Annotated in this window: 17 protein-coding genes; 5 read left to right on the plus strand and 12 right to left on the minus strand. The window is 68.8% G+C overall.

Features of this window, described 5'->3' with window-relative positions; all coding sequences use genetic code 11:
* Positions 1 to 33 precede the first annotated feature (33 nt).
* The 6 genes from VKQ35_RS07725 to VKQ35_RS07750 form a co-directional block, all read right to left on the minus strand.
* Positions 34 to 804, minus strand: coding sequence for an alpha/beta fold hydrolase (locus tag VKQ35_RS07725; protein ID WP_324360207.1), 771 nt, complete (start codon positions 802 to 804; stop codon positions 34 to 36).
* 65 nt (positions 805 to 869) lie between these two features.
* Positions 870 to 1,301, minus strand: coding sequence for a response regulator (locus VKQ35_RS07730; RefSeq protein ID WP_324360209.1), 432 nt, complete (start codon positions 1,299 to 1,301; stop codon positions 870 to 872).
* Positions 1,302 to 1,412: 111 nt separating this feature from the next.
* Positions 1,413 to 1,862 carry an NUDIX hydrolase gene (locus tag VKQ35_RS07735; protein WP_324360211.1) on the minus strand — a complete coding sequence of 150 codons (450 nt, stop codon included), beginning with the start codon at positions 1,860 to 1,862 and terminating at the stop codon, positions 1,413 to 1,415.
* 88 nt (positions 1,863 to 1,950) lie between these two features.
* Positions 1,951 to 2,418 (minus strand): GNAT family N-acetyltransferase, encoded by a 468-nt coding sequence (locus tag VKQ35_RS07740; RefSeq protein WP_324360213.1) that lies wholly within the window; start codon positions 2,416 to 2,418, stop codon positions 1,951 to 1,953.
* A complete protein-coding gene (locus tag VKQ35_RS07745) occupies positions 2,415 to 4,289 on the minus strand; it encodes a DUF885 domain-containing protein (protein ID WP_324360215.1) in 1,875 nt (624 codons plus the stop codon). The genes VKQ35_RS07740 and VKQ35_RS07745 overlap by 4 nt, the downstream gene beginning before the upstream one ends.
* Positions 4,290 to 4,369: 80 nt before the next feature.
* Complete coding sequence (locus VKQ35_RS07750) at positions 4,370 to 4,885, minus strand: hypothetical protein (RefSeq protein ID WP_324360217.1); 516 nt, start codon at positions 4,883 to 4,885, stop codon at positions 4,370 to 4,372.
* A gap of 146 nt (positions 4,886 to 5,031) precedes the next feature.
* Here VKQ35_RS07750 and VKQ35_RS07755 point away from each other — a divergent pair, with 146 nt between their 5' ends.
* Positions 5,032 to 5,277, plus strand: coding sequence for a hypothetical protein (locus VKQ35_RS07755; RefSeq protein WP_324360219.1), 246 nt, complete (start codon positions 5,032 to 5,034; stop codon positions 5,275 to 5,277).
* Between the two features lies 1 nt (position 5,278).
* On the opposite strand, the gene radC is transcribed toward VKQ35_RS07755, so the two are convergent.
* The 5 genes from radC to VKQ35_RS07780 all read right to left on the minus strand — a co-directional run bounded on the left by radC (position 5,279) and on the right by VKQ35_RS07780 (position 9,733).
* Positions 5,279 to 6,043 carry a RadC family protein gene (gene radC / locus VKQ35_RS07760; protein ID WP_324360221.1) on the minus strand — a complete coding sequence of 255 codons (765 nt, stop codon included), beginning with the start codon at positions 6,041 to 6,043 and terminating at the stop codon, positions 5,279 to 5,281.
* Positions 6,044 to 6,088: 45 nt separating this feature from the next.
* Entirely contained in the window at positions 6,089 to 7,792 is a 1,704-nt protein-coding gene (locus tag VKQ35_RS07765; RefSeq protein WP_324360223.1) for a hypothetical protein, read from the minus strand.
* A 90-nt stretch (positions 7,793 to 7,882) separates the two neighbouring features.
* A complete protein-coding gene (map, locus tag VKQ35_RS07770; protein WP_324360225.1) occupies positions 7,883 to 8,701 on the minus strand; it encodes a type I methionyl aminopeptidase in 819 nt (272 codons plus the stop codon).
* A 93-nt stretch (positions 8,702 to 8,794) separates the two neighbouring features.
* Positions 8,795 to 9,391, minus strand: a complete 597-nt coding sequence (locus VKQ35_RS07775) for a PEPxxWA-CTERM sorting domain-containing protein (RefSeq protein ID WP_324360227.1) — start codon at positions 9,389 to 9,391, stop codon at positions 8,795 to 8,797.
* Between the two features lie 129 nt (positions 9,392 to 9,520).
* Positions 9,521 to 9,733, minus strand: a complete 213-nt coding sequence (locus tag VKQ35_RS07780; protein ID WP_324360229.1) for a hypothetical protein — start codon at positions 9,731 to 9,733, stop codon at positions 9,521 to 9,523.
* 121 nt (positions 9,734 to 9,854) lie between these two features.
* On the opposite strand from VKQ35_RS07780, the gene plsY reads away from it, so the two are divergent.
* The gene (plsY, locus tag VKQ35_RS07785; protein ID WP_324360231.1) at positions 9,855 to 10,478 is read left to right on the plus strand and encodes a glycerol-3-phosphate 1-O-acyltransferase PlsY; all 624 of its coding nucleotides are present in this window, start codon (positions 9,855 to 9,857) and stop codon (positions 10,476 to 10,478) included.
* A gap of 7 nt (positions 10,479 to 10,485) precedes the next feature.
* On the opposite strand, the gene sfsA is transcribed toward plsY, so the two are convergent.
* Entirely contained in the window at positions 10,486 to 11,178 is a 693-nt protein-coding gene (gene sfsA, locus VKQ35_RS07790; protein WP_324360233.1) for a DNA/RNA nuclease SfsA, read from the minus strand.
* A gap of 56 nt (positions 11,179 to 11,234) precedes the next feature.
* Here sfsA and VKQ35_RS07795 point away from each other — a divergent pair, with 56 nt between their 5' ends.
* From VKQ35_RS07795 to VKQ35_RS07805, 3 genes are all read left to right on the plus strand, one after another.
* Positions 11,235 to 12,008 carry a competence/damage-inducible protein A gene (locus tag VKQ35_RS07795; protein WP_324360235.1) on the plus strand — a complete coding sequence of 258 codons (774 nt, stop codon included), beginning with the start codon at positions 11,235 to 11,237 and terminating at the stop codon, positions 12,006 to 12,008.
* 90 nt (positions 12,009 to 12,098) lie between these two features.
* Positions 12,099 to 12,380 (plus strand): hypothetical protein, encoded by a 282-nt coding sequence (locus VKQ35_RS07800; protein WP_324360237.1) that lies wholly within the window; start codon positions 12,099 to 12,101, stop codon positions 12,378 to 12,380.
* A gap of 130 nt (positions 12,381 to 12,510) precedes the next feature.
* Complete coding sequence (locus VKQ35_RS07805; RefSeq protein WP_324360238.1) at positions 12,511 to 13,236, plus strand: ParA family protein; 726 nt, start codon at positions 12,511 to 12,513, stop codon at positions 13,234 to 13,236.
* Positions 13,237 to 13,345 lie beyond the last annotated feature (109 nt).

Below are 13,345 nucleotides of genomic sequence, written 5' to 3' on the forward strand. Positions count from 1 at the left end.
TTTGCGGTGTGGCGGCAACTACGCCGTACAGCGTTAGGCGGTCAGGCCGGCGTCCTTGAGGAAGCCCATCAGGGCGGCGTTGAAGGCCGCCGGCTGGTCGATGTTGGCGCTGTGGCCGGCGTCAGGAATCACCGCCTTCTTCGCGCCGGGAATCTTGGCCGCCATGTAGTCGGAGGCAGCGAGGAAGGGCGTGTCGTTGGCGCCGACGATGACGATGGCCGGGACGGCGACATTGGGCAGGCTCTCGATCACCCGGGCGTTCCTTTGCGTGAGCATGCCGCGTGCGGCGCGGGCGAGGCCGGTCGCGTCGCGGTGGCGGGCCAGGCGCACCTCGGCGGAGACCCGGGCCGGGTCGGGCAGGCCTTGCGTTTCGTAGCGCTCGGCGGTGCGCAGGGCGTTGGCGTTCCAGCCGTCGCGGGCTTCGTCCTTCTTGTAGCCCGGGCCGGTGTCGATGATCAGCAGGGCGCGGGTGCGCTCCGGGTGGGTGGCGTGGAAGGCCAGGCTCATATAGCCGCCGAGCGACAGGCCGCCGACCACGGCGTCCTTGGCCCCGGCCGCGTCCAGCAGGGCGGCCATGTCCTCGACGGTAAGGGCCTCGGAATACTGGTCCTGATCCTCAGGATAGTCGGACCGGCCGTGGCCGCGCATGTCCCAGGTGATGACCTTGAAATGCTTGGACAAGGGCTCGATCTGACCGGCCCACATCTCGCCGGTCGAGGAATAGCCGTGGGTCAGGATCAGGGCGGCACCGTCGCCCGCGATCTCGTAGTGGATCTTGACGCCGTCGCGGTCGAGCGTGGGCATGGAGGCCTCCCTCTCTCGGCTCTGGCGGCCGATGGCGGAAGCCTAGCGTGCCCTTGGCGCGGGGCCTAGGCGGCGTTGGCGGCGGAGAGGGAGCCCTTGGGCGGTTCGGCGGCGCGTTTGATGGCGTTCAGCAGATCGGCGACCAGGATCGGCTTGGAGACGAAGTCGTTGAAGCCGAGCGCGCGGTACTCCTCGGGCCGGCGGCTGAAGACGTCGGCGGTGAGGGCGATGACTGGGATGTTGCGCTCAGGTCCCGGCTGCGCACGCAGACGCTCCACGGTTTCGATGCCAGTCATGCCGGGCATGTGGATGTCCATCAGGACGATGTCGAACGGACGCTCGGACAGCAGCTGCAGGGCTTCCGCGCCGGACATCACCTTGGCCGAGCTGTGGTGGAAGGCCCCGAGGATTTCCTCGACGACGCGCAGGTTCATCGGGTCGTCGTCGACATGCAGGACGGCGAGCGGGCGATCGAACTTGGGATAGGTCTGCGACACGGGAAACGGCCCCAACGAACCCCAAACCTAGGACGGTGAAGGTTTCGGTAAGGCTTAGATTTGCGGTTAATTCCGCTTAACCACGTTTGTTAGGGGCTGACCGGCGCAGGGCTACGGTTTGAAGGTGGCCAGCAGCACCATCAGTTCGGGTTCGTCGACCTTGCGCGCGGCCTCGGGCGGCGCCAGCCACAGCTTCTCCCGCTGACCCTGCTCCAGATAGGCGTCGGCTTCGCTTTCCACCTGCAACGGAAACACGGCCACGCGGACGTGCTGCAGCCGGCCGTTCTTCAGCCGCTTGTCGTAGGCGTAGCCGCCGAACGGCTTCTTGGTGATCTTGCCCTGGACGCCGGCCTCCTCGAAGGCCTCCTGGGCGGCGGATTTCGACGAGCTCTTGCCCTTGATCGGCCAGCCCTTGGGGATCACCCAGCGATGGGTCTCGCGACTGGTGATTAACAGCACCTCGACGCCGCCGGCGCCGTTCCTGCGCCAGGGCAGGGCCGCGAACTGCGCGCGCGGTTCACGGTCGGGTTCTCGGCTGGAGGGCTTCCCCGGTTTCCTCATCTCACTGACATAGACCCGTCTGCGCGCGCGGCAACGATTTCCTGCGCAGCTTGGTTCGTGTGCGACGCTTTGCGCCGGCCGCGGCGGCTCAGACGTCCTGGCGGTAGATGATGAAGCCCGACTTCTGGGCGACGTGATCGTAGAGCCGCTGCGCGGTGGCGTTGGTCTCGTGGGTGGACCAGTAGACCCGGGTCGAGCCGGCGGCGCGGGCGCGGGCGTAGACCGCCTCGATCAGCGCCTTGCCGACGCCCGCGCCCCGCGCCTCGGGGGCGGTGAAGAGGTCGTTCAGATAGCAGGTCGGGGCGATCATTATGGTCGTGCGGTGGAAGAGGTAGTGGACGAGGCCGATCAGGACGCCGTCGCGTTCCGCCACCAGAGCGTGGACCGGCTCGGCGGAATCGAAGAACCGGTCCCAGGTCACCGCGGTGATCGCCGGGTCGAGCGCGGTTGGGCCCGAGCGGCCGTAGAAGGTGTTGTAGCCGTCCCAGAGCGGCAGCCACGCGTCGTAGTCCTCGCGCCGGATCTCGCGAACAGCGACTTCGCCCGCCAGGCTCAAAGGTTCACCACGCCGCCGGACTTGATGTAGCCCTCCACCTGCGCGCCCAGCACGGTCAGCGGCACGGAGCCGGTCTTGACCAGCAGGTCGTCGAAATCTCGCAGGTCGTACTTCGGCCCCAGCGCGGCCTTGGCCTTGTCCCGCAGGCGGTTGATCTCGGTGTGGCCGACCTTGTACCCGCAGGCTTGGCCGGGGGTGCCGGTGTAGCGGTCGATCTCGCTGGTCATGGCGAGCTTCGTGCGGCCGGCGTTGTCCATCGCCCACTGCACGGCCTGCTCGCGGCTCCAGCGCTTGGCGTGCAGGCCGGTGTCCACCACCAGGCGCACGGCGCGGAATTTCTGGGCCTGCAGGTAGCCCAGGCGTCCCGCCCAGTTGTCGTCGTACATGCCCATCTCGTCGGCCAGCTGCTCGGCGTAGAGGGCGTAGCCTTCCACATAGGCGTTGAAGCCGGAGACCAGGATGCGGATCAGCGGCAGCTTGCCGGTCTCGGTCAGGTAGGCGCCCTGCCAGGCGTGGCCCGGAATGGTCTCGTGGTAGGTCAGGCTGGGGAGCGCGAACTTGGGCCAGGTCTCGGTCGACTTCAGATTGATGTAGTAGGTCGAGGGCCGCGAACCGTCCAAGGAGCCGGTGTTCATATAGCCTTGGCCCGCGCCGTCCTGGATGTCGACCGGCACGCGCTTCACCTGCACGGCCGCCTTGAGCTTCAGGTTGAAGGCCTTGGAGAGCTTGGGCCGCACGCCGGCGATCAGGCCGTTCAGATAGGCGATCAGCTGCTCGCGCCCGGCGTCGGTGTTGGGGAAGAGGTTCTTCGGATCCTTGCCGAGCGCGGTCATGCGGTCGCCCACCGAGCCCTGGGTCAGGCCCTGGGCGCGCAGCAGGCCGTCCATCCGCGCCTCGATGGCCTTGTTCTGCTCCAGGCCCATGTTGTGGACCTCGTCGGGGCTGAGGTTGGTCGTGGTGCTCTCGCGCAGCAGCCAGCGGTAGTAGGCCTCGCCGTTCGGCAGGCGCCAGACGCCGGCGTCATGGCCAGCCTTGGCCTGCAGGCCCTTCAGTGTTGCGAGCTGCGCGGCCAGCGCGGGATAGACCTCCTTTTCGACGAGCGCCGTCGCGCGGGCCTGGTAGTCACCTTCGAGATGCGCCTCCCGGACCTTGCGGCCAAGCGCGGTGGCCAGGCGGGCGTCGGCGGCCTTGATCGCCAGCAGGCCTTCCTGTTGGCCGATGGCGTTGGAGAGGATGAAGTCGGGCGGGACGACGCCCAGGCCCGCGTCCTTGCGCATCCGCTCGGTTTCTTGGCGCAGGCAGCGCGCCATCTCGTGGACCCGGGAGAGATAGGCTTCGGCGTCGGCCTTGGTCTTCACCGAATGCTGGCTGTCGAGGAACTCGGGGATCGACGAATAGGCGCCGCCCTGCTGGCTGACCACATAGGGGCCGGCGCCCTCGCTTTGGGCCGAGGTGAAGGTGTTCTCGCCATAGTCGAAGGGCGCCGCGTCGCGGCCGACCTCGAAGGCGTAGTTCAGCACCGCCTTGTTGAGCCGCGCGGTCGGCGACAGGCCCGAGTCCGGGAAGCCCGCCAGCCTGGCGATGCCGGCGCGGCACCAGGCGCGGTCGGCGGTGATGTGGGCCATCGAGGCGTCGGAGAGTTGCGACTTGAGCGCCGCGCGCGCGCCGGTGTCGAGACCGAGCGACGTGGCCTGCTCGGGGCCGGCCTTCAAGAGGTCGTCGCTGACACTCGTGAAATAGCGGTTGAGGGCGGCGTCGCCCGAAGCCGTATTGGGCCCCGCGGCGGCCGGCGCCCCGTGCTTCTTGGGCGAGGCGGCGACGAAGGCGGCGCCGGCGGCGGCGGCGAGCAGGTTGCGGCGGTCGAGGCTCATGAAGCATCCCTGTGGTGGAGCAAGGCGCGGACCCTAGGGCGTCATCGCGCGCCGCCGCAAGGGCTGCTGCGACGGATGGGTCAGGGCTTGCGGTTGACCTGCGGCGCGATCGAGGTGACCAGATCCCAGGCGTTGCGGATCGTGAGCAAAAGCAGGCCGACCATCGCCGCGGCCAGGGCGTCCTGACCCCAGAAAACGCCCATCGCAAGCGCGCCGGCGGCGGCGATCTGCGCCAGATAGAGCGCGCCGGGGAAGTAGCCGTAGCACCAGTAGTCGGTCCAATGCGGCGCGACCGGCCCCCGGCGGGCGTGCAGCATGCGCGCGACATTGGCGGAGTAGCCCAGGCCCCAAAGGGCGGTGGCGGCGATAAGGCCGGCGGTGGGCCAGGGGTCCAGGCGGGGCACGGCGGTGACGACGGCGGCGGCCAGGACGACGGCGAAGTGCGAAACGGTGGGGGTCAGATAGACCCGCGCGCCCATCTCGGCCTTGTCGGCGCCCAGGCCGCCGGTCAGCGTCGCCACCACGAACAACAGGCCGATCAACCCCGCCGCGGCGGACCCGATCATCAGGTAGAAGTTTTCCCAGCCGGCGAACATAGCGTGAGCTTAGCCGCGCGCCTCAATGTGCGACAGGGGGCCGATCCGACGGCGACAGAGTCAACGGAACTTCATCCTATTCCTGAACGGGAGGTTAAAGCTGAGCCGTGTATCGGGGGCCCATATCCGCCGGAGAACCCCGCGCCATGTCGTCCGACTTCGCCGTTCATTCCACGCAAGTGGCCCCGCCTGTGCAGGCGCCGCCGCCGGTCACGCCGCCGAAGCCGCCGAAGTCGCAGTCGGACCATAAGCCGGTCAATGAGGCGACCTCCTCGCGGGGTCCCGCCGTGGTGCTGAGCGGCGCCGTGGCCAAGGGCGCGGACAAGGCCGGCCAGCAGGCCCACGCCGAGCCGCCGCCTTCGACCGGACAGCACGTCAACCACGTGATCTGAACTAGAACAGCCCCAGGGCCTTCAAACTCGCCACCCCGTCGCGGGCGGCGATCAGGTGGTCGTGGACGGCGATGCGCAGGGGCCGGCCGGCGTCGACCACCTGGCGGGTCATGTCGATGTCGGCGGATGACGGCGTCGGATCGCCCGAGGGGTGGTTGTGCAGCAGGATCACCGCGCTGGCCGAGAGCTCCAGGGCGCGCCGCATGACCTCGCGCGGATAGACCGGCGCATGGTCGACGGTGCCGCGGTTCATCACCTCGTCGGCGATCAGCTGGTTCTTCTTGTCGAGGAAGAGCACGCGGAACTGCTCGCGCGCCTCGTGCGCCAGCGCGGTCTTCACATAGGCCAAGAGCGCCGACCACGAGGAGATCACCGGCCGTTTGGCTACCGCCTCGCGGGCGGTGCGCAGCGACGCCTCGTGCATGAGCTTGAGGTCCAGCGCCAGCGCCTCGCCGACGCCCTTGACGGTGCGCAGTTCCTCCGCCGCCGCGCCCAGCACGCCGCCCAGCGATCCGAAGCGGGCCAGGAGCTGCTTGGCCAAGGGCTTCACGTCGCCGCGCGGGATGGCGCGGAAGAGGTAGAGCTCCAGCAGTTCGTAGTCGGGCAGGGCGGCGAGGCCGCCGGCTGTGGCGCGCTCCCGCAGCCGGTCGCGGTGGCCGATGTAATGCGGGCGGTCCGTCTTCGGGCGCCCCTTCTTCGGCGGATCGGGGACCCGCCAGAGGTCCGGCTGGGCCGAGGCGTCTTCGACGGCGAACGGTCTGTCCATAAGGGAACAATGTTCCCTATCCGTTCCGGCTTGGCAAGAGGGCGTCTAGGTCAGGTCCATCGAGACCCTGGCGAGGTCGCCGCGCCAGACGCTCTTGGCCTGGGTCAGCGTCTTGGCGGCCTCCGCGGCGTGGCCCTGCTTGGCCTGGGCTTGCGCGACGACCCGCAAAGCGAGCGCGTCGTCGGGCCAGTCCTTGAGGCTGGTGCGGGCTTCGCGGATCGCCTCGTCCGGCTTGCCGGCGGCCAGGTCGGCGGCGGCGAGGCTGCGGCGGACCGGATACCACCAGGGCGGTGGGTCGAAGTTTTTGTTGGCGGGATAGGTCTTTTCCTGGTTGGCCGCGGCCTTGGCGAAGAACCCAGCCGCTTTTTCGGGCTGATGGTCCAGCATCGCCGCGCGGCCGGCCAGCACGTCGCCGGCGATGCCGCCGATGCTCATGGTCCCAAGCTCGCTGGATTTGGTCGCCTCGGCGACAAGCGCGGAGATGGCGTCGGCCTCGGCGCGCACGCCGGCCGCGTCGCCGCGCGAGGCGAAGGCCTCGCCGCGCGCATAGTGGCGGTAGACCTTCACGATCGGCTTGTCGCCGGGCGCTTCCTTGAGGGCAAGCGCCTTGGACGGCTCATAGCGGCCATAGGCGACCAGCGCCTTGGAGGTGGCGGTGGTGCGCCGGTCGGGCGCGCTCTCCGAGCGGGTCAGGCCGGCCGGCAGCGCGACCGGTGTCTTGTCGCCGACCGGGAAGGCGACGTCGGCGTGGTCGGCGTACTTCAGGGCGAGCTTGGCGTCGCCGGCCATCAGGGCGCCCGCCAGGCCGAAGGTGTAGTTGTGCACATAGTACATCTGGGCGCTGAGCGGTCCGGCGTAGGCCAGCCGCTTTTCGGTGTCGGCGTCGACCTTCAGCGCCTGGGCGTCGACGATGGCCACCTGCTCGTACTGGCCCACATGCATCAGAGTGTGGGCGGCCATGTGCACCAGATGGCTGGCCCCGGGCGCGAGGCCCGCCAGCCGCTCGGCGTAGGGCAACGCATCGCCCGGCCGGTCCACGAACTCGGCGGCGTGGATGTAGTAGTGGATGGCGGCGGTGTCGTCGGGGTGGCGGGCCAGCACACCCTTGATCAGCTCCAGCGCGCGCGCGTCGATGGCGAGGTTGGAGCCGCGGCCGGGGATCATCAGCGCCTGGGCCGCCAGATTGGCGATCTCGTCGTCGGTGGGATAGCGGTGGGCGAGCTCCTCCATGGCCTTGCCGAAGTCGAGATCGCGGACCAGCGGCTTGTCCTTGGCGTAGCGGACGATCAGCGCGTCGATCAAACCCGCGGCGCGGGCGTCGCCGGGCTTCAGGAGCGCCTTGGCGTGCTGCGCATGGCCGAGCGCCTGGGCGGTCTCGTCCTCGGTGACGCCGTAGTTCAGCGTCGACCCCAGACCCAGCGCCACGCCCCATTCGCAGAGCGCGCAGGTCGGGTCGAGCTCGGCGGCCCTGGCGAAGGCGGCGCGGGCCTCATTGTGGTTGAAGGCGTGGTAGAGGTTGAGGCCCTCGTTGTACCAGGCCTGGGCCTGGGCGTTGGCCGTGTCGGCGGGCGACGATCCGTTGCCGACGCCGGCCAACATCACCGCGGCCGTGGCCCTGGGTGTCGTGTCCCGCTCGGCGCCGCAGATGTAGCCGATGCCGACCTGGGTCGCGTCGGCGCCGACGGCCGAGGGCAGGGCGAGCGCCAGCACCAGCGCAAACGGCGCGGTGAGTACGGCGACAGCCTTCATGACATTCCCTCCCAGATCACGCCGGAAGGGTCGGGCGTTTTCCCTTGCGCGGCAAGGGGCGCCGCAGCGTCAGCGCGCGGCGCCGCCGGTCTAGGCGCTGATCACCGGCGGCTTGAACTGGCCGGTGGGCGAGGCGGTGAAGATCTCGTAGCCGGTCTCGGTGACGCCGATGGAGTGCTCGCACTGGGCCGACAGCGACTTGTCGCGGGTGACCGCGGTCCAGCCGTCGGCCAGCAGCTTCACCTGGTGTTTGCCGAGGTTCACCATCGGCTCGATGGTGAAGAACATGCCGGGCCGCAAGAGCTCGCCCGTGCCGCGCTGGCCGAAATGCAGGATGTTCGGCGCGTCGTGGAACACCTTGCCCAGGCCGTGGCCGCAGAAGTCGCGGACCACCGAGCAGCGCATGCTCTCCACATAGGTCTGGATGGCCGAGCCGATGTCGCCTGTGCGGGCGCCCGGCTTCACCGCGTCCAGGCCCCGCTGGATGGCCTCGTAGGTCACGTCGATGAGGCGCTTGGCGCGCGGCGCCACCGGGCCCACGCCATACATGCGGCTGGTGTCGCCGTGCCAGCCGTCGACGATGACCGTGACGTCGATGTTGGCGATGTCGCCCTCGCGCAGCACGCGCTCGCCGGGGATGCCGTGGCAGACCACGTGGTTGGCGCTGATGCAGGTCGTCTTGGTGTAGCCGCGGTAGCCGAGGCAAGCGGGGATCGCGCCATGGTCGAGGATGAACTCGCGCGCCAGGGTGTCGAGGTGGTCGGAGACCACGCCCGGGACGACGTGCGGCGTCAGCATGTCCAGGCACTCGGCGGCGAGCTTGCCGGCCACCCGCATGCCTTCGAAATCGGCGGCGGTGTGGATCTTGATCTGGCCGGTGCGGTACTCGGCGTCGAGAGTGTCGGTCATGGCGGTGCGGTCTGTGACTTTCGGGGGCTGCCCTTAAGTCGCAACGATACCATGAAAGTTCAACCGGCGCTTACCTCGCGACGGAAGATCGGCCTAGGCGACAGCCCCCGCGGCCTGGCGACGGCGGAGCATGGCGCCCACGCCGCCAAAGCCCAGGATCATCAACGCCCAGGCGGCCGGTTCCGGAACGCCGGCGACGCCCATGGCGGTCCCACCGGTCACATCGTGGCTGATCGGGCCCACGGGGAAGGCGAAGCCTCCCTCGTTTCCGGTCAGGACGGCCACCGTGCCGGGTGCGCCCATCACGATGTTGGTCAGATTGAAGGTGGCGGGCGCGAAGACGATGCCAGTCTCAAACGTCGGGCCGGACCCGTTGTCCGAGGCGGACGAGCAGAAAATAAAAAAGCAGCCGCCCGGCGAGGAATAGGTCTCCGGGACAAAGCCTCCGCCGACCACGTCGCCGCCTGCATCGACAAAGGCGGTCGTGGTGACGTGCCAACTCGTGATGGTGTCGCTGAGCGCGTTGTAGGTAAAGGTCCCGGAGAAGGTCCCGCCGTCGTCGAAGGTCCCGTCGCTCAGGGTCCAGTCGATGATCGTCGGGCCCGGTGGCTTGACCGCCCAGGCGGCCGGAGCCGCGCCCAACATCGCCAAGGCCGCGGCCCCCGCCGCGAATTTCACCACCAACGTCACGCTACGCCCCCACTGACTTTCACCCCTGCGGACGCACCCGCGCCTCGCCGCTCAAATCTCACACCGAGCGCGGATGTTCGTCAATAGTTAAGCAAATACAACGATATATGTCGGATACCCGACTCTGGATCAGCCCTGACGCGTGTTGCTCCACACGATCTGCGAGACGCCGATGACGACCGCCAGCGCGCCCCAGGCCACCCACCGCTTGTCGCCGACCATAAAGCCGACCTTGAAGGCGATGTTCAGCCCTTGAAGGATCCAGATCCCGCCCAGGCAGGCCACCAGCACGCCCAGCAGGCTGGAGATGATCCGCATGACCAGGTTGAAGACATTCCGCATCTGTCGACTCTCCGACGTTGGGGTGGCTGCGGTTTTCACCTGGATCCCGCCGTTCGGCCAGCGGTAGTTGGCGCGCGGCGTTCCGGCTAGGCTCGGCAGATCCGGGGTTCGGGGGAGATCGATGGCCGATGTTCTGAAGGTCCTGGCGGCGCTGGCCGCAGGCTACCTGCTGGGCAGCCTCAACACCTCGATCATCGTGGGCCGGCTCTACGGCAAGGACATCACCGCCCATGGCAGCAACAGCGCCGGCCTGACCAACACCCTGCGGGTGCTTGGGAAGCCCGCCGCGGCGCTCGTCCTGGCCGGAGATGTCCTGAAAGGCATCGTCGCCTGTCTCATAGGACTGCGCCTTGGCGTCTACGTTCAATCGGGCGCGGGCCGGGACTGCGTGAGCCTCCTGGCGGCCGGGGCGGGCGCGGTCATCGGCCACAACTGGCCGGTCTATTTCGGGTTCAGGGGCGGCAAGGGCATGCTCACGGCGGCGGCCGTGATGTTCATGATCAACTGGGTGGCGACCCTGATCTCCCTGGGCGTCTTCGTGGCGGTCATCGCGGTCACCCGCTACGTGTCCCTGGGCACGATCTGCGCGGCGCTGTTCTTCGTAGCGATCTCGTTCCTGCCGGCCTTCGGGAACACCGTCTACTTCCAGATCTTCGCGGGCCTGCTGGCGGCGATGATCATCTTCAAACACCGGGCGAACATCCAAAGACTGCTCGCCGGCACCGAGAGCAAGCTCAAGTTCTGATCCTTAGCTAGGCGATGCGCCCGGCGAGGCGCACGCCGGCCACGTCGATCTCGCAGCCATAGATATAGACCTCGACGCCATTGGCCTGGACCCGCTCCAGCGCGCTCGCGAAGGCGGGATCGCAGTCGCGGGCGGGCGCGAAGCGGTGGCAGTCGGTGCGCTGCACGACGAACAGGACCGCGGCCCGGTCGCCCTGCGCGGCCATGGCTTCGAGTTCGCCCAGGTGCTTGGTGGACCTGGCCGCCACGCAGTCGGGAAACTCGGCGAGGCCCGGGGTTCTCATGAGGTGGCAGTTCTTGACCTCCAGCCAGCAGGGCGGCCGGTCCGGCGCCTCCAGCAGGAAATCCACGCGGGAATTGGCGCCATAGCGCACCTCGCGGCGGTGGCTGGCGTAGCCGGTGAACTCGGGGAAATGGCCGGCGGCCAGCGCCTCGGCGACCAGGCGGTTGGGGTGCATGGTGTTGATCCCGACCAGGCCGCCGTCGGCCTCCACCAGTTCGAGCGTGTGGGCGAGCTTGCGCTTGGGGTCGTCGGACCGCGAGACCCAGGCCCTAAGGCCCGGCGTGTTCAGACCCAGCATGGCGCCGGGGTTGGGGCAGTGGGCGGTGATCTCCGTCCCGTCGTCGAGCGCCACATCGGCGAAGAAGCGCTTGTAGCGGGCGGCGAGGGTTCCGCGCTTGAGCGGTTGCGGGAAGTCCATGGATGGTTTTAGTCCGAAACGTCCGGGAGCGCCGGATGTAGGCGAGGGATCGATGGATGGCGAGCGGCGAGGAGAAGCGGGTCACCGCCGCGGTGCTGATCATCGGCGACGAGATCCTGTCGGGGCGGACACAGGACACCAACCTGCGCGACATCGCCCGCTATCTGGGCGTCCACGGCGTCGACCTGGCCGAGGCGCGCACGGTGCCGGACGTGCATGAGGAGATCGTCGACGCGCTGAATGCGCTGCGCAGCCGCTACGACTATGTGATCACCACCGGCGGCATCGGGCCGACCCACGATGACATCACCGCCGACGCGGTGGCCGCCGCCTTCGGGGTCGAGCTCTACGAGCACCCGGAGATCATCGCGCTGCTGAAAGCCCGGCCAGGGATGGAGCTGAACGCGGCGCGGCGAAGGATGGCGCGGGTGCCGGTGGGCGGTGAGCTGGTGAAGAACGCGGTGCAGGGGCCGCCCGGCTTCACCATCGGCAATGTTTTCGTGCTGGCGGGCGTGCCGGCGATCATGCGCGGCATGCTGGAGGACGTGGGGCCCCGGCTGAAGGGCGGGGCGGTGACCATCGCGCGCACGGTGCGGGTCGAAGGGTCCGGCGAGGGGATCATCGCCGCGCCCCTGGAGGCGGTGGCCAAGGCGCATCCGTCGATGTCGCTGGGCAGCTATCCGTTCTTCGGAGCCGAGGGCTACGGCTCCAACCTGGTGCTGCGCGGCCGTGACGCTCAGGAGCTGGCCGTGACGGTCGAGGAGCTGATCGCTGCGCTGAAGGCCGAGGGGGTTGAGAACGTGCGCGAAGTTGTCGCCGCAAACAATTGATGGCGTCCGGCCGATAACCCGCTATGTGAACCCCGACGCGCATTATGGAATCCTGATGCGCCAACCCCCTCCGGAGTGTCTCCCTTGATTTTGAGTACGATGCTTGTGGCCACGATCCTGCTGGCCGACACGGCGCCTGCCGCCGCGACGGCCGCGACGACGCCGGCCCCGGCGACGACGCCGGCCCCGGCGGCGACCGCCGCCCCGGCCAAGGCCGCCGCCAAGCCGACCGACGACAAGGTGGTCTGCAAGACCGAGCCCGTCACCGGCAGCATGTTCCCCAAGAAGACCTGCTACTCGACCAAGGATCTTGCGCAGCGCCAGCAGGAAGAGCGCGCAAACCTCCAGAAAATGCAGGAACTATCCCACTAGCGAACCCGCGGCGCGGCCTGCGACCTACTGTCATCGCAAAGTCACTTGGCCCTGTGGATAAGTCTGTGCATTACTTCGAGCGCTGAAGCGTTCGGGGGCGAGCGCTTATGGCCTGTTGGGGAGGCCTCGCGTGAAGACTTTGGCGGTGATGTCCCGCAAGGGCGGGGCGGGCAAGACGACGGTCGCGGTCAATCTGGCCCTGGCGGCGCGGGCCGCCGGCGTGAAGGCCGTGCTGGCCGACGCCGACCCGCTGCGCTCCGCCTGCGAGGTGCTGCGCGAGCGTGACGAGGCCTCGGGCCTGTTCTTCGAGACCAGCGCGTCGAAGCTCTTCACCCTGACCGAGGCCTGCCGCCGGTCCGGTGCGGACCTCTTGATCATCGACACGCCCGCGGCGCCCGAGGCCGACGTGGCCGAGGCGGTGAAGGTGGCGGACCTGTGCCTGGCGGTCTCCCGGCCGACCTATCTGGACCTGGCCGCCGCGGTGCGCTCGGTCGCCATCATCCAGCGGCTCGGCCGCGAGGGCATGATCGTGCTGAACCAGTGCCCGCCGCCGCGCAACGGGGTCGAGCCGCCGTCGGTGGTCAAGGCCTTCGAGGCGCTGCGGTTCGCAGGGCTCCCGGTGACGCCGGTCGCGCTGCGCTCGCGGCTGATCTACCAGACCGCCTTCGCCCAGATGCGCTCGGTGCTGGAGATCGACCGGGACGGGTCGGCCTCGACCGAGGTGCGCCAGCTGTTCAACGCCGTCTGGCGCGAGATCACCGGCCAGCGCCGCGCGCCGCTGCGGACCGCCAACGACGATCTGCGCCGCCCCGCCGCGCGCAGCGCCAGCCTGACCTTCGTCGGCCCCACGGCTTAAACACGCAGCGGTTGCGAATTCGCAGAACGCGTGATCCCGATTAATCGGCCCTTTGCTTTTTGATGTGAAGGTCGGCGCATCGAGTACCTGCGGGTTACTTCAGACGCAG

The sequence above is a fragment of the Phenylobacterium sp. genome (genome assembly GCF_035309685.1).
Lineage (GTDB): Bacteria > Pseudomonadota > Alphaproteobacteria > Caulobacterales > Caulobacteraceae > Phenylobacterium.

Coding starts and splice junctions, on each gene's coding strand:
- VKQ35_RS07735 (WP_324360211.1), bottom strand. CDS start 1,862: ATGAGGAAACCGGGGAAGCCCTCCAGCCGAGAACCCGACCGTGAACCG.
- VKQ35_RS07745 (WP_324360215.1), bottom strand. CDS start 4,289: ATGAGCCTCGACCGCCGCAACCTGCTCGCCGCCGCCGCCGGCGCCGCC.
- sfsA (WP_324360233.1), bottom strand. CDS start 11,178: ATGGACTTCCCGCAACCGCTCAAGCGCGGAACCCTCGCCGCCCGCTAC.
- plsY (WP_324360231.1), top strand. CDS start 9,855: ATGGCCGATGTTCTGAAGGTCCTGGCGGCGCTGGCCGCAGGCTACCTG.
- VKQ35_RS07750 (WP_324360217.1), bottom strand. CDS start 4,885: ATGTTCGCCGGCTGGGAAAACTTCTACCTGATGATCGGGTCCGCCGCG.
- VKQ35_RS07780 (WP_324360229.1), bottom strand. CDS start 9,733: ATGCGGAATGTCTTCAACCTGGTCATGCGGATCATCTCCAGCCTGCTG.
- radC (WP_324360221.1), bottom strand. CDS start 6,043: ATGGACAGACCGTTCGCCGTCGAAGACGCCTCGGCCCAGCCGGACCTC.
- VKQ35_RS07765 (WP_324360223.1), bottom strand. CDS start 7,792: ATGAAGGCTGTCGCCGTACTCACCGCGCCGTTTGCGCTGGTGCTGGCG.
- VKQ35_RS07755 (WP_324360219.1), top strand. CDS start 5,032: ATGTCGTCCGACTTCGCCGTTCATTCCACGCAAGTGGCCCCGCCTGTG.
- map (WP_324360225.1), bottom strand. CDS start 8,701: ATGACCGACACTCTCGACGCCGAGTACCGCACCGGCCAGATCAAGATC.
- VKQ35_RS07725 (WP_324360207.1), bottom strand. CDS start 804: ATGCCCACGCTCGACCGCGACGGCGTCAAGATCCACTACGAGATCGCG.
- VKQ35_RS07795 (WP_324360235.1), top strand. CDS start 11,235: ATGGCGAGCGGCGAGGAGAAGCGGGTCACCGCCGCGGTGCTGATCATC.